At 68.0% G+C, this 24,545-nt stretch carries 12 protein-coding genes, 1 tRNA gene and 2 pseudogenes; 4 read left to right on the plus strand and 11 right to left on the minus strand.

Annotated elements, in window-relative coordinates; translation table 11 throughout:
- Window positions 1-12: 12 nt before the first annotated feature.
- Entirely contained in the window at window positions 13-480 is a 468-nt protein-coding gene (locus CQY20_RS12450) for an FHA domain-containing protein FhaB/FipA (RefSeq protein WP_097940394.1), read from the minus strand.
- Window positions 481-812: 332 nt separating this feature from the next.
- The gene (locus tag CQY20_RS12460; RefSeq protein WP_097940396.1) at window positions 813-2,279 is read right to left on the minus strand and encodes an FHA domain-containing protein; all 1,467 of its coding nucleotides are present in this window, start codon (window positions 2,277-2,279) and stop codon (window positions 813-815) included.
- 226 nt (window positions 2,280-2,505) lie between these two features.
- Between CQY20_RS12460 and CQY20_RS12465 the strand changes: the two genes are divergently transcribed.
- Window positions 2,506-2,591: transfer RNA gene (locus CQY20_RS12465), tRNA-Leu, on the plus strand.
- A 168-nt stretch (window positions 2,592-2,759) separates the two neighbouring features.
- On the opposite strand, the gene CQY20_RS34485 is transcribed toward CQY20_RS12465, so the two are convergent.
- Window positions 2,760-3,068 (minus strand): hypothetical protein, encoded by a 309-nt coding sequence (locus CQY20_RS34485; RefSeq protein WP_133119066.1) that lies wholly within the window; start codon window positions 3,066-3,068, stop codon window positions 2,760-2,762.
- Window positions 3,069-3,152: 84 nt separating this feature from the next.
- Here CQY20_RS34485 and CQY20_RS12470 point away from each other — a divergent pair.
- Window positions 3,153-4,477, plus strand: a pseudogene (locus CQY20_RS12470) (ISL3 family transposase).
- Window positions 4,478-4,721: 244 nt separating this feature from the next.
- Here the strand turns inward: CQY20_RS12470 and CQY20_RS12475 are convergent.
- The 7 genes from CQY20_RS12475 to CQY20_RS12505 form a co-directional block, all read right to left on the minus strand.
- On the minus strand, window positions 4,722-6,812 hold the full coding sequence (locus CQY20_RS12475; protein ID WP_097940397.1) for a UvrD-helicase domain-containing protein: 2,091 nt from the start codon (window positions 6,810-6,812) through the stop codon (window positions 4,722-4,724).
- A gap of 16 nt (window positions 6,813-6,828) precedes the next feature.
- Window positions 6,829-10,923 carry an Eco57I restriction-modification methylase domain-containing protein gene (locus CQY20_RS12480; RefSeq protein WP_097940398.1) on the minus strand — a complete coding sequence of 1,365 codons (4,095 nt, stop codon included), beginning with the start codon at window positions 10,921-10,923 and terminating at the stop codon, window positions 6,829-6,831.
- Window positions 10,920-13,808, minus strand: coding sequence for a DUF8741 domain-containing protein (locus tag CQY20_RS12485; RefSeq protein ID WP_097940399.1), 2,889 nt, complete (start codon window positions 13,806-13,808; stop codon window positions 10,920-10,922). The genes CQY20_RS12480 and CQY20_RS12485 overlap by 4 nt, the downstream gene beginning before the upstream one ends.
- Complete coding sequence (locus tag CQY20_RS12490) at window positions 13,805-18,940, minus strand: DEAD/DEAH box helicase (RefSeq protein ID WP_097940400.1); 5,136 nt, start codon at window positions 18,938-18,940, stop codon at window positions 13,805-13,807. The genes CQY20_RS12485 and CQY20_RS12490 overlap by 4 nt, the downstream gene beginning before the upstream one ends.
- 85 nt (window positions 18,941-19,025) lie before the next feature.
- Window positions 19,026-20,255: a DUF6880 family protein gene (locus CQY20_RS12495; protein WP_234816217.1), complete on the minus strand. Its 1,230-nt coding sequence runs from the start codon at window positions 20,253-20,255 to the stop codon at window positions 19,026-19,028.
- 242 nt (window positions 20,256-20,497) lie between these two features.
- On the minus strand, window positions 20,498-20,653 hold the full coding sequence (locus CQY20_RS34490) for a hypothetical protein (protein WP_163700186.1): 156 nt from the start codon (window positions 20,651-20,653) through the stop codon (window positions 20,498-20,500).
- Window positions 20,654-20,921: 268 nt separating this feature from the next.
- Window positions 20,922-21,746, minus strand: coding sequence for a hypothetical protein (locus CQY20_RS12505; protein WP_097940402.1), 825 nt, complete (start codon window positions 21,744-21,746; stop codon window positions 20,922-20,924).
- A gap of 181 nt (window positions 21,747-21,927) precedes the next feature.
- On the opposite strand from CQY20_RS12505, the gene CQY20_RS12510 reads away from it, so the two are divergent.
- A complete protein-coding gene (locus CQY20_RS12510; protein WP_097940403.1) occupies window positions 21,928-23,322 on the plus strand; it encodes an ATP-binding protein in 1,395 nt (464 codons plus the stop codon).
- The gene (locus CQY20_RS12515; RefSeq protein ID WP_097940404.1) at window positions 23,319-23,918 is read left to right on the plus strand and encodes a hypothetical protein; all 600 of its coding nucleotides are present in this window, start codon (window positions 23,319-23,321) and stop codon (window positions 23,916-23,918) included. The genes CQY20_RS12510 and CQY20_RS12515 overlap by 4 nt, the downstream gene beginning before the upstream one ends.
- Window positions 23,919-24,371: 453 nt before the next feature.
- On the opposite strand, the pseudogene CQY20_RS36200 reads toward CQY20_RS12515, so the two are convergent.
- Window positions 24,372-24,455: pseudogene (locus CQY20_RS36200) on the minus strand (antitoxin VbhA family protein); the annotation flags it as partial.
- Between the last annotated feature and the right edge of the window lie 90 nt (window positions 24,456-24,545).

The following is a 24,545-nucleotide window of genomic DNA, read 5'->3' on the forward strand; positions in this document are numbered from 1 at the left end:
GATGACGCGGCGTCACGGGCGCAGCTCGATCACCGTTTTGCCGATACGAACCGGCGTGCCCAATGGAACGCGTACCGCGGTAGTCACCTTCGCCCTGTCAAGGTATGTGCCGTTGGTCGATCCTAGGTCTTCCACATACCACTCCGAGCCTCGTGGCGACAGCCGGGCGTGCCGGGTCGACGCGTAGTCATCGGTGAGGACCAACGTGGAGTCGTCGGCCCGGCCGATCAGTATCGGCTGGGTGCCCAGGGGGATGCGGGTACCGGCCAGGGCACCGTCGGTGACCACCAGGGTGCGGGCGACGTGACGCTTCTGCCGCGACGGCAGCAACGAGCCGCGCAGCGGCAGCCCGCGTCGCACCATCACCGTGCCAGGCGGAGCGTAGATATCTGTGCGCAGGATCCGCAGCACCGACCAGATGAACAGCCACAGCAGCAGCAGGAAACCGACACGCGTCAGCTGCAGCACTATTCCCTGCATCCGACGTCCTCTCCGTACCCGCCCCGGTTCAGTCGCGCCGACAATACTTCCCGTGCTGTGTCCGCTTCGCCCCTGGCGTGCGCGGCATGTCCATCCCGTACGTGCGCGGTGCTCGTGCTGCTCCTCACGTCCGCGGTGCCGCTTTCGCTCCTCACGTGCGCGGTGCCGCTTTCGCTCCTCACGTCCGCGGTGCCGCTTTCGCTCCTCACGTCCGCGGTGCTGGTTCTGCTCCTTACGTGCGCGGTGACCATCGGCAACGTCACGATACTTGGACAGCCTGCAGCAGGAGGGCTAAGCCGACAGCTTGTGCCCGTGCTGTAACCGGCGCCGCCTCAGTGCACGCGGACGATGATCTCGGAGTGCCCGAGCCGGATCACGTCGCCGTCAGCCAACTGCCATTCCTGCACCGGCGCGTTGTTCACCGTGGTGCCATTGGTGGAGTTGAGGTCCGTCAGCAGCGCGACCTGACCGTCCCACCGGATCTCCAGATGACGACGGGAGACGCCGGTGTCGGGCAGCCGGAACTGGGCGTCCTGGCCGCGTCCGATCACATTGCTGCCCTCGCGCAGCTGGTAGGTCCGGCCGCTGCCGTCGTCGAGTTGAAGCGTGACGGTCGCGCCGCTGGACGGGTAGTCGGGCTGCCCGTAGCCGGCGCCGTAAGTCGCCGGTGCGTTGGCCGGAGGACCGTAGTCGTACCCACCGGCCGCGGGCTCGCCGTAGCCCTGATCGGCGTAGCCGCCCGCAGCCGGGGGCTCGCCGTAGCGGCCGTAGTCGGGTTGGCCGTAGTCCTGGCGGCCGTACTGCCCGCCGCCGTAGCCCTGGTCCGGATAGCCGGCGCCCTGGTCAGGGTAGCCACCCTGGTCCGGGTAGCCGCCACCGGGCGGACGGCCGTAATCATCCTGACGCGGCGGGGCGGGCGGGCGACCGTAGTCGGCACCGCCGTAGTCGCCGCCGTAGCCGGGCGCGGGGCCTGCTGGCGGCGGCGGGTAACCGCCGGGAGCCGGACGGTAGCCGCCCTGCTCCGGGTAGCCGCCCTGCGGAGGCGGGCCGTAGCCGCCTGCGGGGGGACGCTGCTCGTACTGCTGCGGAGGGGGCGGGTAGCCGCCCTGGTCGGGGTAGCCGGCGCCTTGATCGGGGTAGCCGCCGCCCTGCTCCGGGTAGCCGCCCTGGTCGGGGTAGCCGGGCCGCTGGCCGTAGCCCTGATCGGCCGGTGGCGGGTAGCCCCGCTGATCCGGCGGGTATTGGCCGCGTGGATCCTGACCGCCTTCGCGGTCCTCGGGGCGCCCGTAACGGTCGTCGTAGTACTCGTCGGGCCGCCCCTGTCCCTGGTTTCCGCGGTAACTCGGGTTGTCGGTCATCGGTTGTACTCCTGGTTCTGCGGTGTACGCGCGGTCTCGTAGTGCTGGGGCGGATTCGCCGGTGGTGGAGTCGGGATTGACCGCACCACGAGCGCGAAACTGTCCAGTGTGCAGGTTCGCTGACTGCTCGAATCTAACGACCACATCACCATACGTTTGCCATCCCTGCTCATGGATGTAGCCCTCCAAGTGCCTGGCGAAAGTGGTCGATGTCAGGTCTGGGTCGGCGCTTACCTTCTGATAGTCGGGCACGCTGAGGGTAATGATGTATTCGTTGGGTGCCAATAGCCTGCCCCCGGCCAGCTTGCGCACACCGGCGTAGGCCTCGCGTTGCAGTAACGCCTCAACCTCTTGCGGCACAATCGATCCGCCGAATACCCGCGCGAAGGCGTCGCCCACGGTCGACTCAAGCTTGCGCTCGATGCGGTCAACGAGACCCATCTGTCCGCCTGCCTTACTCGCCGTAGTACGTCATTTCCTCACCAGATGTCCGGTCACCTGTGTGTCGCGCAACCACACCTGTCACATTGCATGGTATCGGGCCGTAAGAGGTATGCGGGACCAACAGAACTCTGAGAATCCTCCCGCCGCTGGTGGCGAGCGTCCGGCCGTGATCGGTACGGTTGTGAGTCGGGGCCGCTTCAGTGATAGGCTCCCCCGGTTGTTGGGGCGAGTGGCGGAATGGCAGACGCGCTGGCTTCAGGTGCCAGTGTCCTTCGGGACGTGGGGGTTCAAGTCCCCCTTCGCCCACCAAGAGCGGTTCTACGAACTGTTGACACAATGGTCACGAACTCAAAAGGGTTCGTGACCATTGTGTTTGGCGGCTCGTACGTCAGTTGTGCCATGAATCGACTTTTTTGGGGACGCGATCCAGCAAGTCCCCAAACAGCGAGTCGATTTATGTGCGCGGGAAGCTCCCCCCTAACCGGTGAGCAGCTTGCCGCCCGCCCCGCCGAGAGCGGCAATCGCGATCTGCGCCGCAGCCGTGTTCAGTCCTTGGGCTACCTGCTTCAACCTACTGCGCTCCGCGGGGGGCCGGGATTCGTCTTCCCCCGCGGTCTCCAGCGCGTCGATTAGTCGATCAAGCAGGGCCTTCGGCGAGGGCCGGTGTCCGGCGACGCGAACAGCTTCGCCGCTGGCTGGGCAACCCGGAGAATGTCGCCGCTGGCAGTTTTCCGGCTCTTCCGGAAATGGAGTGCAGGTGAGGGTGGCGGTCAGCGGTGATTTCATGTCGTGTCGGTGAACTGAAACGGGCCCCGGTCGGCAGATGATGCAGGTTCTCACACCATTGCAGACCTGCCCCCGGGGAGCCCTGTGCCTGACTCTACGTCGCCTTCTGCTGCTGTTGTCGCCGACACGATCGTGCGGACCGTCGAACTTGGCGTGACGATCACCGACGCCGCGATCGATGGCGATGTCACCGTGGTGTTCTGCAATCTGCTCGACGACGGTCAGCGCCGGTGTCCGGGCTGCGGCACCGACGGGGTGTATCGCGACACCGTGATCCGGGCGGTGACCGATCTACCGGTGGCCGGGCACCCGCTTCGGCTGCGGGTACGGGTGCCGCGCTATCGGTGCGTGGCGACCGATTGCCAGCGGGAGGTGTTCTCCCACAACACCGATCGCCTGGCCCGGCGGGGCGCAAGTACGACTCGACGCTGTGCCCGCTACATCTGCCGGCGGCTGATGATCGACCGGGCGACGGTGGCCGCGGTGGCCCGGGAACTGGGCTTGTCCTGGGACACCGTCAACACCATCGCCACCGACGCCACCCAGATGATCGTGGCCACCGACACCACCCGCCTGGCTGGGGTCCGGGTGATCGGTGTCGACGAGCACCGCTGGTCACACACCCGCCGCTGCGGTGAAGATGGCTACATCACCGTCATCATCGACTTGACCCCGGTGCTGGACGGCACCGGCCGCGCCCGGCTGCTGGACCTGGTCCCCGGGCGCTCGGCGGCGGCGTTGAAGACCTGGCTGGCCGACCAGAGCCCAGCATTTCGCGATCAGGTCGAGGTGGTGGCGATGGATGGCTTTACCGGCTACAAGAACGCCGCGGCCGATCAGCTGCCCGAGGCCACCCCGGTGCTGGACCCCTTCCACGTCGTGGCGTTGGCCGGTGACAAGCTCGACCTGTGCCGCCAGCGCATCCAACAACAGACGTGTGGGCACCGCGGCCGCACAGGCGATCCGCTCTACGGTGTCCGTCGCATCCTGCGGACCCGATGGCCACTGCTGAGTGCGCGGCGAAAAGCCAAGCTGGAGGCTGTGTTCGCCGACGCCAACCACCTTCCCGTCGAGATCTGCTGGGGCTTCTACCAACGCATCATCGCGGCCTACGCACACCCCGACCGCCGCCGCGGCAAGGCCATGATGACCGCGATCATCACCGCACTGCGCACCGGCGTACCCGAGGCTCTCGAGGAGCTGGCCCAGCTGGGGCGCACCCTGTGGCGACGCCGCGCCGACGTGCTGGCCTACTTCGACCACCACGCCTCCAACGGCCCCACCGAGGCCATCAACGCCGCCTGGAAGCCCTGCGCCGCAACGCCCTCGGATTCCGAAACCTCACCCACTACCGACTGCGCTCACTGCTGCACTGCGGCAACCTCGCCCAACGAATCGATGCACTCTGATTCCGGAAGAGCCGGTTTTCCTGTCCCTTGCCGAAGAATGGCTCGGTGTTGAGTGCGCGGAGCGCGCGCTGAACAGTCTTAGGTATTGTGTCGGTCCCTTGCCGAACAATTCGGTCACGTTCACCCATTTCGGGTCACCGGCCATCTTGGTCGGCGCGTATTGCTGAAACTCGGGTAAAAGAACGACACCAGAATCGATTTCGTCGAGCAACGTGGACAACCGGGTCACGGCAATTCCTCCTGCCTAGTTTTCGAGAGCGGTCAGAAACGGGCTCGCCTCGCCGGGCCAGGTGACCAGCAGCTGCTCGCGGGCGCGAGTGCAGGCGACGAAGAGCAAGCAGCGTTCCCGTTCCAGGTCCTGGTCGTGGGTCTTTTTGTCGTCTTCGACGGGTGTGACGGCGCTGGCGGCGGGCACCTGATCGGCGCTGACCCCGGCCACGGCCACACAGCGGAACTCCAATCCCTTCATCCGGTGCATGGTGCCGATCCGCACCGCGTCGTCGTCATCGGTGGCCTTGGCCAAGTCGACAGTGTCGATGCCCGCGTTGTGCAGGGCGCGCTGGATTTTCGATGTCACCCATTTAGACCGCACCGCGATGCCGATCTCCGACGGCGCGACCCCGCCGTCGATCCAGTCGGTGACCGTTGCGGCGATGAATGCGGCCTCGGCGTCTGCGCTGGCGTGTCCGCGCAACACCGGCGGCGGCCCGTGCACCGAGGAGCGGCAGCCGGCGATGGAGTCCAGTCCGCCTTCCATGTCGTCGATCGCTTCGCCGCGCAGCAGGCCCAGGCTCCAGCCGAGGATTTCGGCGGTGGTGCGGTAGTTGATGCTCAGCCGCGACGAGCGGCCGGCGATGTTGATGCCGACCTCGCGCAGGCTGACCCGGTTGGCGTAGATGCGTTGATGGGTGTCACCGGCGATGAAGATGTCGTCGGGTTCTTCGGCCACCGCGGCGCGCAGCAGCCGCCACTGGTCGGGGCTGAGGTCCTGGGCTTCGTCGACGATGATGTGGCGGAACGGTTTCTCGTCCGACGCCTGCAGCAGCCGGGTCGCCTCGCGGCGGACGGTTTCATGGGTCCAGACGCCTTGGCGGGTGAGGGTGTCCTCGAACTCGCTGATCGCCTGCCACACCTGCGCCCGCTGGGTCGCGCCGAGCGCTCGGCCACGGCCGCTGCGTTTGGCGGCCAGGTATTCGTCGGCGCTGCCGATGCGGCGGGCCAGCACCACCTGCCGCCATTCCTCGGCCAGAAACACCGGGGTGAATTTCAGTTGCAGTTCGTCGATCAGCCCGGCCCACAACGCTTTCTCGTCGTCGGTGCTCAACAGGTGCGGTGCGCCGTGGGTTTTGCGGAAGACGCGATGGGCGATGCGGTCGACGTGGGAGACCTCGATGCGCGCGGCGATCTTGTCGTCGGCGAGCATGTCGATCCCGGTTTGCAGCGTGTCCGACAGTGTCGAGGTGAACGTGGTGACCAAGACCTTGCCCTCGCCCCGGCGGGCCAGCGCGGTCGCCCGGTGCAGCGCGACCACGGTTTTGCCGGTGCCCGGTCCGCCGGTCACCCGCGCCGGTCCGTTGTTGTTGGCGTCGACGACGGCGCGCTGGCTGGGGTGCAGGTACACCCGCCAGGTGGCCAGCGGGTAGGCGAACACGTCCATCAGCTCATCGGGTCCGGTGACCACCACGACGCGCTCGCGGCTGCGCAGGATCGCGGCGTCGATGTCGTCGGTGTCGACGGGTTCGGCGAGGATCTGCGCGCCCAAATCCTGCCACACCTCGTCGGGGGTGAACCCGGCGGCCAGCCCGCACAGCACATCCCATTGTGTCTCGGGTAGAAAGGTTTTCGCGGCGTCGAGCTGTGCGGGGTCGGTGACGGTGCGGGCGAACGCGCGGACCTGCTCGTCGACGCCGAGGGTGGCCAGTTCGCCGTCGCTGACATGGTTGAAGATCGGGGTGCTGGCGGTTTTGGCGGCTTCGGCGCGCTCGGGGATCTGGCGGTCCAGTTCGGCTTCGTCGCGGATCTCGATGCCGCCGGTCGCGGAGTTGACCGAGACGTTGCTGCGCGCCGCCCACGCGTAGGCGTCGTCGTGCGGCAGCACTTTGAGCAGCGTGTAGACGTCGCCGGTAACGGGGGCGAGCACGATGCCGCGCCAGGACTGGTCGATGCGGATGGAGCGGAACCGCGGATTGCGGGCGTTGGCGATCTTCTCCAAATGCAGGCCGGTGTGGGTGGCGGCCTCGAATTCGTCGAACACCTCGGTGACCCGGTGGTAGACGGGCTTGGCGAGCCTGCCCAGGTCTTTGAGGAATCCCTTGTCGATGGCGAGTGTCGGCATGGCTTTTCTCGTCGGTTCAGTGGTGGCGGGGTCCGTGCCCGGCGGGCGGGTCGGCCAGCGGCGCCCAGCCGGTGCCGCCGCGGGAAGCTGCGTCGGCCATCCGGTCGTAGGCCTGCAGGACAAGGCGTTTGGTGCGGTACTCGCCGAGGTCGCGCTCTTCGTACTTGCGCACGACGGGAAACGAGTCCAGCACATGCTCGGCCTCGCCGCGGGTCAGGCCGTAGATGTGCAGGAACGCCGCGTCCAGGTCGGCGCGCAGCAGCGCGCGCCGCTGCGGATCCCAGCGAAACGGCGGCCCGTCGTCGCCGAGGTCCTGCGCGTACGGCCGCAGCCGGTGCGAGGTGTAGGACAACTCGAGAACATATGGCGTGAGCCAGGTTCGCAGTGTTTCGCCGGACTGCCACGGCGCGGGTCTGGCGAAGTGATCCGGGTGCGGGCAGGCCAGCTGTTTGACGATGAAGTACTTCATCGACGCGCTGCTGAGCTTCTGCCGCGCGATGTAATCGAACATGAGGCTAGACCACGTGGCGTGAAGCAGGCCGGCTGATACCGGGTGCACGGGTTTCGCGAGAAGGAACTTGTCGCCGACTGCCGAGGCCGGCAGCACGGACGGCACGAATGTCCGCGAGTCGCTGGCGCGGGCGATGTCGCGCCAGCCGAGCAGCCACTGCCGGTCCCACCGATCGTTGAGTTTGGCGTCGACTTCGGACCTGCGCACCCAGTAGCGGGCCAGTGGTTCGGCGTTGGGGTCGTCGTGCTCTTTGTCGGTCAGCCGCGGCAGCGCGCCGACGTTGAGCTGCGCCTGCGTCGCACCCTGGTAGGTGGAGAACCGGTGGTCGAAGTGGCTGAGCATCTTCGCCTCGTACAGCGGCACATACTCGATGCCGTCACGGGTGTAGGACCAGCCGTCGAAGTCGGCGTCGGCCAAATCGTCGGCGGTGTGGAACAACCCGGAATCGGACGCCATGTTGAACAGGCCCTGGCTGAATGACAGTCCCCAGGGGTTGCCGTCGGGGTCGTCGTCGCGGATCAGCACCGGGTGCCGCGCATAGATGCCCAGGGTGATGTCGGCGTCGACGCGGCTGCGGAACATCGGCAGGGTCCCCGTGTTCGGGTTCAGCGCCAGCACCTCCTCGGCCGCCAGGTCGAAGCGGCGCTCCGGCACATCGGAGATGTGGCGGTTGAGGAACGCAAACCTGGTGCGCCGCACCGCGCGCGCCGCCCCCGTCATCGCCGTCACCGCGAACCGGACGCGATGATCGACGTCGCGGAAGATTTTGGCTTCGTTCTCGAAGTCGTAGAACGCGTACAGCCGGTGGCTTTCCAGGGTGTCGGCGAAGAACGGGGCGGTGGTCTTGTCGGTGGCCAACCCGGTGGGGCTGATGAGCCCGGCCGCGCCGTCGGCGGCCACGATGGTGCGCATGGTTTCGGCGAACACGCTGTAGGTGTTGATCTTGCCTTGTGCGGTCAGCGGGAAGCGGCCGCAGCGCACCAGGTGAGTGGTCGCGTCCGACAGACGGCGCGCACACTGGTAAAGCGCGAACAACTCGGGCTCGGTGTCGGCGAGCGCGTCGATCATCTTCTTACGGACCGTGGCGTTACTCGCGCCCTCGATGTCGGTGCGACCGATATTGCCGAAGAACTGCTTGTCCTCGATTTGAAGCGCCTCCCACGGCGGGTTGCCGACCACGCAGGAGAACCCGCCCGTCCAGCCGGTCTGCGGGTCGGCGCTGCCGTCGCCGCCGACGGTGAAGATGCCGGGAAACTCCAAGTGCCAGTGAAAAAACCGGTACTGGCGGGCCAGCTGGTCGATCTGGGCGACGACGGTGCCGGGCACCGTCTCGGGATGCTCGGCCAGCGCGGTCACGGTGGCGTGGGTGATGCCCTGCCCCGACGTGGCGGCCCCGGTCTTGGGTTGCACGAACGCCGCGCACCACGCGTCGGCCACCCGTTTGGCCGCGACCAGATCGGGATCGGTCTGCAGGCGCCGCCAGGCGTCGGCGCGGGCGCGCAGCGCCGCCACCGTCGCGGCGGTGCCGGTGTCGGCGTCGCGGGCGGCCTTGGTGAAACTGGTGGTCTCGACGTTCAGCGTCTCGGCGCCGAAGCTCAGGGTCAGCTGATCGGCATCGGCGCGGCGTTCGGACTTGTTGCGGGCCTTCAGTTTCGCCGTCCACGACTTGTCGTCGTCGCCGAGCGCGACGAACGCCGAGTCGGGGATGTTGTGGCGCAATAACTCCGGGGTGGTGCCCAGCAGCGCGTTGCCGACGCGGAAGTGGGCGTCGAGAAACGGGAACGGGCGCTGCGGGTCGAACGCCTCCAGCCACAGCGCCACCTTGGTGATCTCGATGGCCAGGTCGTTGAGGTCCACCCCGTACACGCAGTGTTCGATGACGTCGGCGGTGGCCGCGCGCAGCGCCGCCGGGGGCGGTTCGGTGTCGCCGCTGCGCACCGTGGCCAGCGCGGCGGCGACCCGGCGGGCCGCCGCGACCACGAAATGCCCGCTGCCGCAGGCCGGGTCGAGCACGGTCAGGTTCAGCAGCGCCTGTTCGGGATCGGCGGCGCGCATCGCCTCGTCGATCAGCGGGTCGAGGGTCTCGTCGAGCACCAGCGCGATCAGCTCTGATGGCGTGTAGTACGAGCCGGACTTCTTGCGTTCGTTGCCGGTGGCCACCTCCAGGGTGAACGCCCGCGCGTCGGGGTCATAGCGCGGGGTGTAGGCCAGCAGCCCCTCGTACAGGCCGCCGAGTTCCTCGCTGTCGAGGTTGCGGTAGTCCACCGGCCGCGTCAGCCCGGTCACCGGGTCGTCGATCTGGGACAGCGCCCGCACCGCGGCCAGCAGTGCCCGGTTGGGCAGTTTCGCATCGGCGATAAGTCCCAGCGCGTCACGCGAAAACAACTGTGCGCCAAGCCCGTTGAGACCCAACACAGGCAGCCCGTCGCCGGCCAGCGCGTCGGTGACGATCAAATGCGCTTCCCACAGGTCGGTGTGCCAGCCGCCGATCGGCGCCCCGGCCAGCCGGCGCAGCCGCGCGGTGGAGAAGAAGTCCGCGTAGCGGCGGCGGGCGGATTCGTCGGCGTCCGGCGGGTGCAGCAATCCGCGATCCTCCACCACGAACAGCACGATGAGCCGGTAGGCGATGCGCAGCAGCGCGCGCTGCAGGTCGCGGTCGGCGTCGGCGGCGGCGGCCAGCGCGTCACGCAGCGCGGTGTTGGCCGGGTGCGCGACGAACCCGGTGCCCAGCTCGCGTAGCGCCGCGGCGACCCCGTGCTGCAGGTTCAGCAGCGCCCGCGCCCCGTCGTCGATGGCGGTGGCCCGCCAGCGTTCCAGCCAGCAGTTGTCCAGTTTCGGCTCGGCCGCTACCGCGTCGGCGTCGGAGTCATCTTTCTCGGCAACGGTTTTGGCCGATGCCTCGTCCAGCCGGGGGGCGAAGCGGCTGGCATGCACGGTCAGAAACAGCAGCCGGAAGTCGGCGTAAAGCTGATCGGTGAAGATCGCGTCGAGGTCGAATTCGACGAACGACTGGCGGGTCAGGCTCGACGCGTCACGCAGCAGCCGCAGCTGGTGCCCGTTGGACAACACCCCCCACAGCGCGCGGTCCTCGCGGTTGAGGTAGTCCTGCAGCATCGCCTGCGGCGCGCGGGCGGCAACCCCGGCGGTGCGGGTGTCCAGGTCCACCCCCGCACCCACCAGATGCAGCGGCACCCACACCGCCGGATGCGCGGCGTCGGGCCAGGCCACCCGGTGTGAGACCGGGAAGCGCGGGGCCGTCGTCTCACCCAGCCCGGGCGGCACCGCCAGCCCGCCGCTGACGACATCCGGTCGGCCCCAACCCAATTCGTACAGCAGCGGCAGCAGCCAGCGGTCGCGGGTGAGTTTGGTGGCGGCGTCCCCTGCGGGCAGCCGGTCCAGCGCCCCGCGCCAGGACCGGTGCGCGGCCAGCATCGCCTCCCAGGCGCGCGCGATCGCGCCGTTGACCGTCATACCCGGCGGCAGCTGGTAGGCCTCGGCGCTCTGGCCGGGCATGCGCAGTTCGTTGGCGCGCGGCAGCGCCTCGGCGGGCAGCGCGGTGCCGACGGTGCGCACCGCGCGGAACACGCTCAGCGCGGTCATCGCGCACCCCCGGCAGGCAGATACACATACACCCCGAGTACATCGGCGGGCGGCAGAAACCGCACCGCGGGTGCGCGCCCGGCGGCCTTGGTCGCACTGCGCACCGCCTGATGCCCGGCCACCAGATCGGCCGCCGCCTCGGCGCCCGTGCCGCCCAGATACTCGGCGAGCGCGGGTAACCGGCCCAGCGCGCGGCCCAGCTGGGCGCGGGCCAGCGCGTCGTCGACGTTGCCCGACGGCGACAGCGTCAGCAGCGCATCCACCCGATCCGGCGGCAGCCAGCTCAACTCGTCGCCGGTCGCGGTGAACGCCAAAAACCGCGCGTCCTCGGCGACCTCGGTGACGGTGCCCGCCGCGCCGGCCAGGGTGATCTCCAGCCGGTAGCGCACCATCAGCAGCGTGGTCACCTTGTCCACCCCGGCGGTGCGCATCACCCCCGCGCGCCGGGCCGGGCGGGCCGCGGCGTCGAGCCGGGCATCCAGCGCGGCGTCGAGCACGTAGCGCGACAGCGCGTCGACCGTCGGGTCGGTGCGGGTCAGCACCGCGTGCCCGGTGGGCACCGGCAGTGAGCGGTGAAAGTGCAGCCGACCGTCCCGGGGAAGGGGCAGCTGGTCGCGCACCGCGGCGGGCAGGGCGTCGACGGTGGCGGTGAACCCGTCTGCGGTGTCGGTCACCGCCGCCCCGAGCAGCGACAGCGCTGTGCGGGTGAAGGTTTCGATGTCGGCGGGCCCGCCGAGGGCGCGGCGCACCTCGGCCAGCGCGTCGACGACGGTGTCGGGTTTGAGGCCGGCCTGGCGGAACCGCGACCGCGAGGCCTTCTCCCGTTCGGCGGCGTTGGTCCACTGCACCTCGACCTGTTCGGCCAGCGACGCGGACGTGGCCGCGGCGAAGTCGAGGGTGAGCTGTTCGGCCTGCCGGCCGCGCAGCAGCAGCGACTCCCAGATCGCCTTCATCACCGTGGTCGAGTCGACCGGGATGGGCACCGAGACACCGATGCTGCGTTTGATGTTCTCGTGGCGGCGGATCAGCACCTGCAGCACGATGCCGTCGATGCCGTTGTCCTCGCCGTAGTAGGTGACGGTGCGCACGGTGCGGGCCTGCTGGCCGAACCGGTCGACGCGGCCCTCGCGCTGTTCGTGGCGGGTCGGGTTCCACGCCAGGTCGTAGTGCACGACGGCGGTGAACCCGTCCTGCAGGTTGATGCCCTCCGACAGGCAGTCGGTGGCGATGAGCAGGCGCGGTCCGTCGTGGGCGCTCAGTGCGTCGACGCGGGCTTCGCGGTCTTCGGGCGGCAGCGTGCCGGTGACCGCGTCGATGCGCAGGCCTTCGACCTTGGCCAGTGCCGCGGTGAGGTGCTCGGCCAGGTAGTCGGCGGTGGGAATGTAGCGGCAGAACACGATCGGGTGATAGCCCTGCGCCAGCAGGTCCTTGAGCAGCGGGATCAAGCGCTTGAGTTTGGCGTCGGTGCGTGGACCCTTCAGCGCGGCGGCCTGTGCGGCCAACTCACGCAACCGTTTTCGTGCTCTGCTGTCGGGTTCGTCGGGGTCGGTGGTGTCGGCGCCGACGGCGACGTCTTCGGCTTCGGCGGCGTCGTCGAGGTCGGTGTCGAGCACCCGGGGCTCGGCGTAGCTGTCCACCGCGCCGGTGCCGTCGGTGTTGTCGATGGCGGCGACGGCTGAGCGGTTGAGCAGCGTCTGCTCGGCCGCTGCCGGGCTGGACGCCAGGCAGCGCAGCAGCGCGATCGCCGACCACCACCGCACCCGCTGACGCACCGCCGACAGCGACGGGTCGGCCACCTGCTCGCGCACGTAGTCCATCACGTCGTCGAACAGTTGCCGGTAGCCTGCGGTGAGTTTGTAGGCGGCTTCGGTGGTTTCCCGCTCCGGGAACGGGGTATCCTCCCGAAACTCACCGGCCAGATATTCGCGGATGTCAGCGCGCTGACGCTGAATCATGAAGCGGGCCAACAGCTTACGGTCATCTTCGCGGTCGCGGCCAGACAAGTCGGCGGGCAGCGCGCCGAGGCGGTCATCGAGCAGGCCGATCAACGCCTGCCAGGCGGCGTCGTCGCCGCTGTGCGGGGTGGCGGTCAGCAGCACCAGGTGGCGCGCCCGGTCGTCGGCCAGCCTGCGCAGCAGCGCATACCGCAGATGCGCCTGACTGTTGGCGGCCGCCGACGCCGGTGCCACACAGGTGTGGGCCTCGTCGACGATCACCAATTCCGGGCAGTGCACACCGAATTCGTCGCGGCGGCTCTTCTGTTTGATGAAGTCGGTGGAGATCACCAGATACCGGTGGTGCTCGTAGACGTTCGAGCCGAACGGCACACTGCGGGAGAGCCGGTTGACCGTGGACGGCAGCAGCAGTTGGGCGTCGATGCCGAACTTGTGCCGCAGCTCGCTCTGCCACTGCGGGGCCAGCTGCGGTGAGCACAGCACCGCCAGCCGCTGCGCCTCCCCGGTGGCCAACAGCTCGGCGGCGATCAGCCCCGCCTCAACGGTCTTGCCGATCCCGACACCGTCGGCGATCAGCAGCCGGGTGACATCTTGGTTGGCCGCCATCATCAGCGGCACCAGCTGATAGTTGCGCGGCGTGACGGCCAGCCGGGCGAACGACCGGAACGGGCCGGCGCCCGCGGTGAACGACAGCCGCAGCGCGTCGCGCAGCAGCCGGGCCCGGCTGGCGTCGCCGCGATCGTCGACAGTCGGTGGGGCGAAGGTGGCCGCACTGAATTGGTCGACACCGGGCAGCAGTACGGTGGTTTCCTGCTCGTGCCCGCCCAGCGGGCGGACCAGCAGGGTGTGCTCGGGCGAGCCGGGCAGCACCAGCCAGTCGCGGCCGCGGGCGGTGACCAGAGCTCCGGGCGGATAGTCGACGGTGGTCATGACTGAGCCTTCGGTCGGCCGAACACGTCGGTGTGTTGCTCAATGACGTTGAGCCAGTTGCTATCTGCGTCCTGGTGATGGAACCGCAGCACCAGCCAACCCGCCTCGTCCTCGAGTTTGGCCCGGGCTGCCTCGTCCTTCTGCTGCTGGTGGGCCGCGTCGTGCACCGGCCCGTCGATGAACACCGCGACGTCCATCCCGTCGGTGTGGTAGGCAAAGTCGGGCCGCACGTACAGGCCCTCGACGATCTGCTGGGCTTCGTCGGGCAGGCGCAGGCCGTGGCGCTCCAGCAGCGCCAGGAACTTCCGTTCCAACTCGGTGTCGCACGCCTCGGCCAGCCGCTGCAGGTGCTCGGCGCGTTCCTCACCGCCTGCGCCCACCGCGACACTTGCAGTGGCCAGGCGGCGCAGGAGATCCAGCACGCAGTGCCGGTCCAGGTGCTGATGCTCCCACTGGTTGCTGTAGGACAGCAGGCAGTCGTAGCAGGCCTGGGCGCAGTCTTCGACCGCGTGCGGGGCGCGGTGCCGATCCGCGCCGGTGTCGGGGTCGAAATGCAGGATCTCCAACGCTTTTCGCGCCACCGCCCGCAGCTGACCGTCCTCGGTGGCCAGCCGCCGCAGCACACCGGCACCGCCCTCGGCGGCTTCGAAGAACAGCAGCCGCGACCAGGCGTGCTCGCCGCTGGTGCCGGGCAAGGCCTCCACCGCCAGTTCGGCGTCCTCCAACTGATAGAGCGCCTCGATGCCACGTTTGAGCGCATACATCGCCGCCCGGCGCTCATCGGTGCCGATCGACGGATCGAAGTGCAGCAGCAGCGCGTTGCGGTGATCTTCCACATGCGGGATCACCCGTTGATACCGCGGAGCCTCGCCGTGCACATTGTTGGCCAGGTCGGCCTCCTTGCCCCAGCGGCCCTCGACGGTGTCGAGCACGTAGCCGCGCACGTCCTTGTCCTTGCGGCGGCGCAGACCGACATTCATCCGGCGGATCAGCGCGGTGTCGCCGTAGGTCATGGTGCCCAGTTCGTGGCCGTCGGCGATGATGGTGGCGGTCAGCTGCCCGGCCCGAACACCGTGCGGCACAAAGCGAATGGTCGTCACGATCTCGTGCCCGGCACGCTGCCGCTCCTCTTCGTCGGCGCTGATCCGGTCGCGGCGGCGGGTCTTGACCGACAGCAGCCGCATCAGATTGGCCATGGTGGCCTCCGGTGCGAAGGGCGCCCCGCAGTGCTGGCACAGGTCCGGGGCCGTCGACTCGTGCAGATACCCGCACGCCGCGCAGCGTTTGATCTCGGTGACGTGCACGCCGCTGCCGTCGTCACGGGCGGGCAAGCTGACCCGGTTGACCTCGTAGCGCGCGCCCTCGTGATAGATGAACGCGCCGGGACCGAACTCGCTGATCGCCACGAAGCGGGGACGTTGGATGAAGTCGCCCTCCCCGCCGCTGCGGGTGCGCCGCTCGGCCGGGATGAACGCCGACAGCGGCAGCCGGGGAAACGAGTAGCCGGGCAGAAAGCCCTCCGAGGCGAAGTAGCGATATGTGTAGAAGTCGCCCTGGGCGATGTCGTCGACCTGGCCCTTGAGCAGGTCCAGCGCCGCGCGGGCCTCCGAGATCCGGCCGCGGGCACGCTGTTTGGCCGCCTCCGAGGCGCCGATGGTCTTGAGGATCTGGTTGGCCATGTCCAGCTCGGTCTGCGCCTCGCGATAGAGCCCACGCCAGCGGTCGGCGGCGCGGTCGAACCGGACCGGCGCCTGCTCGACGGTGTCGGCGATCCAGGTGTCGGTCCACCACGGCGCAGCGGTGACCTCGGTGGTGGCCGAGAGCACCGCGGTGGCGGCGGCCACGGCGGCGGCCCGGCTCGACGGCGATTCGATGGCGGCACGCACTTCGGGGCGCAGCGGCTGGCCGGGCTGGTCGATGTCGAGCAGGTCCACCATGCTGGCCTTGAGGTCCAGCCCACAGTGCACCAGCCAGACCGAATGGACGTGGGCGCGCACCAGATCCTGGTTGCCCAGTTCCAGCCGCGGCGGCGCCACCGCACCGGCCACCATGTCCTGACTGCGCCGAAAATAGTAGGCGTCGTGGGCGTTGCCGGTCGCGCAGTAGGTGAGCGCGATCGCCGGTTGCCCAGAACGCCCGGCCCGACCCGAACGCTGCGCATAGTTGGCTGGGGTGGGCGGAACATTGCGCATACCAACGACATTGAGGCTCTTGATGTCGACACCGAGTTCCATCGTGGGCGAGCAGTACAGCACCGGCAGCCGGGCTGCACCGAACTCCTCCTCGCGCCGTTGGCGTTTGGACGCCTCCACCTGGGCGGTGTGTTCGCGGGCCTGTAGCCCGGCCAGCAAGCCGGCCGTCTCGGCATACAGCGCGCGGAAGTACGGGTTGACCCGGCCTTCGGTCAGATTGCTGCGAATGGGGTCCGGTGCGCGATGCTCGCCGCTGCCGGGATGCCACGCGATCAGGTCGGCGCGCAGCTGATAACCCGTGGGGCGCTTGGGAACCGCGATACGCACCAAGATGCCGGCACCGGTTATGACCTCCATCAGATGTTCGATGATGGCCTGCGCGTCGGCGGTCTTGAGCGGGTGGGCGAAGCCGGGAAAGCGGTTGGGCCGACGCAGCCACCGCCCGTAGGCACCCAGCCCGGACAGATACAAATCGGCGCCGACGCCGGGCAGGCTTTTCGGGCGACCCCCCGGATAGGCGACGCCGCTGTAGGTGCCCGCCTCGTCGCCGATCGCCCACGGGTCCTTCAACCACTGCTGGCTGGCCCGGCGCACCGCGTCGAACTTGTCCTCGGTGAGAAACTCGGTGTCGATGCACAGGTTGCGGCGCAGCTCGTCGAGCAGCACCGTCATGACGTGTCGGCGGGTCTCGGCGGTGGCACCGGCCAGTGGCTCACCGCAGGCCGCCCACTTGTCGTCGTCGGCGGCCAGCTGGTCGACACCGTCGTAGGTCAACTGCAGCTGGCCAGTCTGTTCGAGATTCGGCATCGTGATGCGCCAGCCGCGCCGCAGATCCGCCCACAACCGGTAGGCCACCACATCCCGCAGCGCCCGCGCGATCCGCTTGCGCGGGATCGGCTCGTCGGCGGAGTCCTCGTCACGGGCGAACACCTTCAGTGTCGACCCACCCAGCGCCTTGACCACCTCCGGCCCCAGGTTCTCGTCGGTGAGCGGGCCGCCCGTGGTGTCCCGATGGTGTGCGGCGGCGCGGTAGAGCGCGGCGCGGATCAGCGCGACGAGCACGAAGTCGTTGAAATGTCCGGCCTGCAGGCTGGCATCCTGGCGATTGTCGCTGAACGCCAAGAACTTTCGCGCATCGTCATCGAGGTCGGTGGCACCGCGCAACGCACGCACGATCGACTGTGACAACACCGTCACCGCGCTGGCGCGGCCTTCGGTGCCCAGGCTGGCGACCCGGGAGAACTGGGACTGGCGGGCGCTTTCGTAGCTGGTTTTGCATGTCGGGCAGAAGTCGAGGCGCTCGAAGAACGCCGCCGGGATGCCGTCGTCGGTGACGGTGCCGAACTCGTCGACCCGAACGGGGCTGGGCAGCTTGGTGATTCGGGCCTTGTCCAACCCCTGGCCGCTGGCGGTGGGCACCAGCCAGTCTTCGGGAACCAGCTCGAGCACCGCGGGGTCCTGCGGGTCGGGCCACATCTCGGCGGTGAGCAGCAGCAGCCCGTCGGTGCCGGCGTCGTCGACCAGATCGGAATTGGGGATGCGCGGGCTGAAGCTCTCACCGCCACGTTCACGGTTGACGACCAGGTACTCCTGGCCGCACTCACGGCAGAACGCCAGCGGATACAGCGGCTGGCCGGTGGGCCGGTTGGGCGCGCTGCGCTGATATTGGGTGGTGAGGAAGCGTTGGGCCGGTGGCTCCAGCGTGGTGTAGACGGTGTCGCCCTTGCCGATGAACTGGTGCAGTTTGAAGGCGAACAACGCCCGGCCCTGCGGGTCACGGGCGCGGGAGCCGGCCAGCAGCAGCTCGCGCAGTTTCTCGCGGCAGACGTCGGTGTCGACGCCGGTCTGCACATGTAGCTGCTCGGCGGCGTCGCTGAGTTTGGCCGGCGGGCGGCGGGCCAGGTTGCCCTCGTCGTCGCGGTGCAGGCCGAAGTGCTGTTCGGTCCACACCGCAAGTGGGTCGGTGCGCAGCGCCTCCCATGTCGTCGGGCACGGCTGGGCCAGCCGCGCGCTCAGCGCTGCCGGATCGGCTTCGCCGGTCGTGGCGCGGCGCAGCGTTTCACCGACGATGTTGCTCGCGGCGATCGGCACCCCGAAGATCCGGGTCGCCAGCCCGGCAACCTGCTGGCGTTGCTCGTCCTTGGTGCCCGGACCGGCCAGCGTCGCGCTGGTGCCGACGCACTGGATGTCGCCGCTGCCGACGGCGTTGCGCAGCCGCCGCACCAGCATCGCGACGTCGGCGCCCTGGCGTCCGCGATAGGTGTGCAGCTCGTCGAGCACCAGAAACGACAGGTTGGCCGCGCTGCTGATCAGCGCCGTGCGTTCGCGCGGCCGGGTCAGCATCAGCTCTAGCATCACGTAGTTGGTCAGCAGGATGTCCGGCGGCGACGCGAGGGTCTTCTCACGTTCGTCCTTGTCTTCTTGTCCGGTGTAGCGGGCGAAGCTGACCTTCGGGTTGGTGGCGCCGAGGAACTTCTCCAACTCGTTGCGCTGACTGTTGGCCAATGCGTTCATCGGGTAGACGACGACGGCCCGCACCCCCTGCCCGGAGCCGTCCCGCAGTACGCGGTCGACGATCGGCACGATGTAGGACATCGACTTACCCGAGCCGGTGCCGGTGGTCAGTACGTAGGACTGGCCGCGGTGGGCGATCTCGAACGCGTCGGCTTGGTGGCGGTGAAAGGTGATCTCGGTGCCGGTCTGGTCGCGGAAGATGCCGGTTGTTTCGGGGTGCAGAATGTCACGCTGCACCAGGTCGCTGACGCTCCCGCCGGGCTCGAACGCCGGGTTGAGCGCCAGCCATGGCTCGGGCCACAGCAGACCGTCGGCGATCTCCTGTTCCACTTTCGAACGGATCTGCTCGTCGCGGATCTCCAAAAAGCCCTTGACGAAGTTTTCGTAGTCGGTCAGAACCTCGTCGAGGACACCGAACGCGTCCACCTCGCCCTCCCCGTCACAGCCGTATCACTTAAGAACAGGTGACCATATCGTCGGACCCCGACAAAAGGGGTCCGATCGCAATGGGTTACGGCAACCCGGCCCGGTCGAACTCCTGCTGCAGGCGCGGACGGCGGCGGTGCCGTTCGCGCTGCGCGGCGATGAACGCGTCGATACTCGCGGCTTCCGGTGACCCGGCGGCCAGCGTGCGCATCTTCTTCAGCCGTCGCGCGGCGGAGCGATAGTTGCGCGCGTCGGCGTCGATCAGCTCACGGTCGACCAGCCGCGTGTAGACCGGCAACACGGCCAGCGGGTCGCGTTTTTCGTACGCATTGGCCAGATCGCTCCACGTGCGGTCGTCATCGAGGCCGAGGTCGTGCGCCAGCGCCCAGGCGTAGGAAATGTCCTTGAGGTACAGCTGCGCGAACTGCACCGCATCGCGAGGGCGCAAGGCCAGGGCCGCCATGACCTCGTCGCGATAGTCCGGCCAGGCCGGCCCGGCGTCCTGGTAGAGCCGACCCGCCGTGCTCGACGACGGCCACCGCCGAAACACCCAAACCCGGGCGGCGAGCAATTCGTCGGGCCGATGTTCGGCCAGCAGGTCGCACCAATAGTCGGCGGCCCGGCGTGCCTGGTGACCGTGGTCGAAATCGGCGGCCTGGTTGGCCCAGTCGATCGCCGCGTCGACCTCACCGATCTCCATCAACGCGACCGCGGTGTCGTGCAGCCATGCCGCGACCCGCCGATCGCGGGCATGGGTGCGGATGATCGCCTCGACGTCGCGGTCGTAGACGGCCAGGCGCTGCGCGTTGTGGTCGAGGGTGAACCACTCGTGCGCGTGGGGCGACGACCAGCGCTCGTCCTCGGACGGGCGCGGCCCGAGCCCGGCGGCCCGTGCGTCAAGTGCGGCGCGATAGGCCGCCATGCCCTCGGCGCCGAGGGCAGGCGCATAGTCGACCGGGTCGAGGGTGAAGTAGTCGCAGTCATTGTCGAACTGGAACTTCACCATCCAGTCGACCAGCTTGCGGGCAGCCACCCGGGCACGCTCCGCGAGCACCGGGTGCAGCGCCAGCAGGTCTCGGCAGGCGTCGCCGATGATCCCGCTGGAGTCGTCGGCGCGCATGATCACCTTCAGCGCCGATGTGATGGCGCGCTGCGTCACGGTGAACACCTCGGCGGGACCGTGTGTGTCGGCGGCCTGGCGGAGCATCGCCACTGCGTCATGCATCTGTGCGCCATGCGCGTTGGCCACATTCCACCGCCACACATCGGCGCGGGTGCGTATCAGCGGCAGCACGGCATCAGCGAGAGCAGTCACGACATCATCATGGGGTATGCGTGTTGAACTTCTCACCAGCCCGGGTTGCCCTCATGCGGCGTCGGTTCGGCGAATGCTCGAACAGTGTCTGAGCGAGATCGGTGCTTCGCACGATGCTCTCATCGAGCGAGTCGGCAGCTATTCGTCACCGACGGTGCTCATCGACGGGACTGACGTCATGAACTGTTCCACCGACGTGTCGGTGCAGGCGTGTCGGTTGGATCTGCCGACCAAAGATCGCATCATGGCCGCGCTGCAAAACGCGGGATCGCGGCCACCAGGTCGACACTGCACGTCGACACGCCGTGGACGTAGGCCACCATGATCCGCGCGTGCAGTGTCTTGTCGATGCGGCGGCGCCGCTCGACGCCGCTACCGTAGAGCTGGACAAGTCGCATTATGCCCGCACAGTTTGCGTTTCCCAAGTTGCTGTGTTTCCCCGCCGCGGCTTCTGCCGGAGCGTTGTTGCGAGCTTCCACGCGACCTCAGGCAAGACCGGTTTCCAGACTAGAGGCCGAGGGCTGCGTCGGCGGCATCGCGTAGCTAGGCGCGGCGTTCCCATTGCTGGTCGCAAGGGCGAGTAACTCAGTTGGCACCAGGGCGCTGAGCTACGGCAGCAATAGGGAACGCGCGCATTTACGTCGATGGGAATCAAACACAGAGACCCTAGGTGGCGGCTAAGCGGGCTCCACAGTTGGCGCACCATCGTGCTGCGGTGCCGATGAGGCTGCTGATCGCGTCGAGTTTGTCGCGATGATGGGTGCATCCGGTTCGAGTGAGGTGGTCGCGGATGGTGGTGACGATGAAATGGGCGCGTTCGGCGGGGGTGGTTCCGTAGCCGTCGGTGTTGACGGTGCCGGACGCGATGATGTCGCCACGTTCCAGATCCTGCTGTCGGTAGGAGGTGGTGCCGTCGACGTTGTGGCCGTCGACAATCCGCACGGATCGGCCGGTGGGTCGGAGGTCGATTTCGAGGTCCCAGTCTCCGCCGCGTTCACGAAAGTAGAAGCTGTGTCCGTCGACGGTGCCGCGCCATTGCTCGGGTGCCCAACCGCCATGGCTATGGACGACTACGCCCGGCTGCTGGGCGAGCCAGGCCTGCAGATTTTCTTCGGCAGCCTCGTCGGCGGCGCGAATCTGGAGGCCTTGCAGGGATTGCCAGTACTCACCAATCGCGCTGAGCAACTGTCGAAATGATCCGCGCTGTTGAGCGCACGTGCGGGTGCAATTGCAGTCGAAGCCAAAGTCGTGAAGAGAGCTGCTGGGCAGTTGCGGATGACAAGAACATCGGTACAGCTCACCGGTCTCGATGTCGCGCCACTCAGTCAACACGGCCAAGGCAACCTCTGCCACGGCCCCGGAATCTGCGATGCCGTGCCCGCCAAGTACCTCCGCCAAATACGCGCGGTAGCGAGAACGCGCATGACCGCGGGCACGCTCGCTGCGCTCCCGGTGCTCGGCCGCCCTCGGCGGATGCTGGTCGTCGTTCACGAGGAGTCAGGATGACACCGCAGCGACGGCGGTGTCGCGCGATTTCCGTGCCGCCACGTCCCGGTGTGAGCAGGTGCGGGCTCATCGTGTGGCAGAGTCCGGAGAAAAGGGGTTGTCAGTTTCGCTGTGGGGTGAGATTCTGTACGACTTTGCTCCATTCCGCCGACCCCCGCCTGAAGCGATGACTCTCACCGAAAACGCAGCGCCCCAAACGCCCGCCCACGTCATGAGTGGACGCGGTGCCCGTCGTGTCCCGATCACCGATGTCGGCGCCTACCTCGACGAGCTACCCGACGACACCCGCACCGGGCTTCGTGCACTCGGGGAGCTGCTTGTCGGGGTGACGCATCGGCCGGCGCGGGCGGAATCGGCCGACCGGTTCACCGCCCGCTGCCTCGGCGTCCCCGACGCGGGACACCTCGTCGATGAGGACCGCGACCTCAATCCGGTGTCCCGGCTGACCACCGCGGTCGCGCTGACCGAGTGGATCACCGCCCACGCCGACGCGGTCGAGATCGGGCCGGGGGAGCATTCCCGGCCACCTAAGTGGACCCAAACCGAGATCGGCGACCAGACCTACCGCCACCCCCAATGCCTGCGTGTGCACTTCCCAGCCGGCACCCTGCTTCCCAACACGGGCTGCGTGATCGGTATCGAGGCACGACAGACGGTGATGCGCTCACCGGAAGTCAGCGCCTTCGTCACTCCCGAGCACCAGGATGCCGTTCGTGCGGTGCTGGATCGGTTGGCCGACCGCGCCAACCAGCTCAACCCCTACCGCGGACGAGCCCTGCGCGCCAGCTACACCAGCGGCCTACACCTGACAGTCACTCAGCTATCCAGCACGTTGACCCGCGATTCGGTGGTCGTCGATGAGCAGGTGTGGCGCGAGATCGATCTCGGCCTGACCGCGGTGCGTGATCGCCACGAACTGCTCAACATCCACGGCCTCGGTGCCCGCCGCGGGGTGCTGCTGTGCGGCCCGCCGGGCACCGGCAAGTCCGCCGTCTCGGCGGTGATCGCCGCCGAAGTCGTCGGCGATTTCACCGTCATCTATGTCGAAGCCAAGGCCGGTGAACAACTCCTGAGCGCCGTCGTCGAGGAAGCTCAACGCCTCGGCGGCCCGATCCTGCTGATCCTTGAAGACGTTGATCTGTGGTGCCGCGACCGAAACGCCGGCGGCGGTGGGCTTTCAGAATTGCTGCAGGCGATGGACATCGCAGCCGACGCCCGCATCCTGACGCTCGCGTCGACCAACGATCCGGCCACCCTGGACAAGGCCGCGATCCGCACGGGGCGCTTCGACGCCATCGTCGACGTCGGCTACCACACCCGTAATGATGCCGCCCGCATCCTCACCGCGCTCGTGGCCGGTCTGCCCGGCGCCGAACACATCGACGCCCACGCAGTGGCCACTGCGCTCCCAGAGCACACCAGCGGCAGCGACCTCCGTGAGGTGGTGCGTCGCGCGGTCCTGTCCGCAGACGACTCCGGATTGCTTACCACCGCGGGACTACTGGCTGAGGTGGGCAGTGGCCGCTATCGCGCCACCCCAGCCGAGGGGATGTACCTGTGACGGCCTCTGGCGACGATGACCGGATTCCGGAGTTGACTGAAGCGGAGAAGATCCGTTGGCGCGCTGCAGAATCCGACCTCACCGCGATGAGTGAGGCGCTGAACAACGGCACCGCCACACCCGACGATGTCGACGGTGCCTTCGCCCGCCTCATGGCACTGGACATCGACCACCACAAGCACCGCAACGCCCTGCACATCCCACCCGACGCCGGAGAGCTCGCAGTCGAGATCGAGGCCATCCTGCGGCGCATCCCGGACGGATGGGGTCGCTGGCTGAGCGTCGACGCCGGCTGGTACCCACTTGTGATCGCCACCGACAAACAGCTGGCCCGACTCGACCCCCACTATCGGGTTCATCAGATCAAAGAGAAGTTCGGCACCCTGCGCTACTACTGCTGGCTCAGCAACGACGACGCGAGCTCGGAACTGTTCGACGCCATGTACGCCATCACCGACGACGCCGAACGCGCCTCCGCCATCATCTGCGAACGATGCGGACAACCCGGCATCCTTCACCAGAGCCGCCGAGTCCGGGTCAAAACCCTCTGCACCACCTGCGCCGACCACCTCGGATACACACCACACGCTCACTAGCGACGGTGGCCCAAAGTGGGGCAACGCACCCATTCTGAGACAAGAGTTCGGACGACTCGACGTGCGGTATTCGCCTCCCCGTATGCGTCCGAGGCAGTCGCGGGACAGCTTCTTCGACATCCGTGTCGGCTTGAACGTAGTGGTCGGGCTTTGTCGGCCCGCGGTACCGTCGGCTCAGCTACTTGGTTCACGGAGGTGCGGTGATGGCTCAACGAACACCCAAGAAGGTGGTCGTGTCCGAAGCGGCCGTCAAGAACGCCGGCGTCCGCGCCACGAAAGCCTCAGCCAAGCTGGAGGGCAGAGTCATCCCGGTCGACCATCGTCGCTCTGCTGCAGTCAAGGCCTACCTCGAGAAGCAGCAGCCGCCGAAGCGCAAATTGCTGCAACCAGCTCGGCGGGCTGTTCGCGCCCACTCGGTTACATGTGGTGCCTACCACGCACAACCGAGCAGGCTCAGCGCATGTAACGGTGCTGTACACGGGCCAGCAGCTCGGCTGCGGTAATTGTGCCGCGCACATAAGCGTCCTGATCTGCGCGGGTGGCATCGGTGCCTTACCTTTCTTGAAGGGTGTTTGGGGTCGTCGGCCTTAGGCTTCGAATCACCCAGGGATGTCGGGTATGGCTTTC

This window comes from Mycolicibacterium agri (genome assembly GCF_002553505.1).
Classification (GTDB): Bacteria; Actinomycetota; Actinomycetes; order Mycobacteriales; family Mycobacteriaceae; genus Mycobacterium; species Mycobacterium agri.